General features: G+C 66.3%; 1 protein-coding gene. It reads left to right on the top strand.

Annotated elements, in window-relative coordinates; genetic code table 11:
* Nucleotides 1-1502, top strand: a 1502-nt coding sequence (locus CD932_RS29110) for an S-layer family protein (RefSeq protein ID WP_254926799.1), incomplete at both ends; no start/stop codon positions are given.

Here is a 1502-nt window from a genome sequence, read left to right as displayed (position 1 = left end):
AGCGGCACTGTCAGCAACAGCTACGCCTCGGGCGCCGTGACCGGCACCAACACGGTGGGCGGCCTGGTTGGCGTCAACTCCGGCGCCTTGACCAATAACTACGCCACCGGCGCGGTCACGGGAAGCAGCAATACGGGCGGCCTGGCGGGCGCCAGTGGCGGCAGCGACAGCGGCAACTTCTGGGACCTCACCACCAGCAGCATAAACACCAGCGCCGCCGGCACGGGCTTGAGCACCACGGCCATGAAATCGACGGCCAGCTACACTGCGGCGGCCTGGGACCTGTCCAGCACGTGGATCGTCTACGACAGCAATACCTACCCCTTGCTGCGCGCCTTCATGACGCCGCTGCAGGTGACGTTTGCCTCGAACGCCAGCAAGACTTATGACGGCACCAGTAACTGGGCGGCGCTTGGCGCCACCTTCTCGAACCCGAATGCCGTGCTGTCAGGCACCCTGAACTACGGCGCGGCGGGCAGCGCCGTCAACGCCGGCACCTATGCCATTACGGCCGGCGGCCTGTATTCCGGCCAGCGCGGGTATGCCATCAATTCCAACGCGGCCACCCTGACCATCAACAAGCTGGGTGTGACCCTGAGCGGCGCGACGGTGGACACGCGCACCTATGATGGCACCACGGCCGCCACGCTCTCCGGCGGCTCGCTGGTCGGCCTGCTGTCGCAGGACAACGGCAACGTCGCGTTCGCCACGGGTACCTTCGACACCAAGGACGCCGGCAGCGGCAAGACCGTGACGGCCATCGTCACCGGCAGCGCCAGCGGCAACTATGCCGTGACAGCCAACGCAATGACGGGCACCATCACGCCGAAAGCATTGACCGTTTCCGGCATGGCCGCCACTACCCGGCAATATGACGGCGGCACCGCCGCCACCATGACCGGCGGCTCCTTGACTGGCCTGATCGGCGGCGAAACGTTGAGCCTGGGCACGTCGGCCGGTGCGTATGCCGACAAGAACGCCGGCGCGGGCAAGGCAGTGACGGTGACGGCCGGTGTGCTCGCCGATGGCAGCGGTCTGGCCAGCAACTATACGGTGACCGCGCCGACCGACGTTACCGGCACCATCACGGCCAAGACGCTGACCTGGACTAACCTGGCGGTGGATAACAAAGAGTACGATGGCAACGCGACGGCCGCCATCAACAACGGCAGCATCACCGCCGGCCTGATCAGCGGCGAAACGCTGGCATCAGGCCCTACGGCCGCGTTTGCCGACAAGAACGCCGGCAATAACAAGACGGTCACCGTCCACACCACCCTGGGCAATGGCGGCGGTGGTGGGCTGGCGTCCAACTACACGCTCGCCGATACCACCGTGTTGGCCAGCATCACGCCAAAAGCGTTGACGGTGACCGGCGCGGCGGCCGGCAGCAAGGTCTACGACGGCACGCTGGCGGCAAGCATTACCGGCGGCACCTTGAGCGGCATGATCAACGGCGAATCGCTCAACCTGGGCGCGCTGTCGGGCGCTTTCGCCGACAA

This window comes from Janthinobacterium sp. PC23-8 (assembly GCF_002250505.1).
Taxonomy (GTDB): Bacteria; Pseudomonadota; Gammaproteobacteria; order Burkholderiales; family Burkholderiaceae_D; genus Janthinobacterium.
The sequence above is the reverse complement of the archived record's forward strand: the minus strand, read 5'-3'. Positions and strand labels throughout refer to the sequence as shown.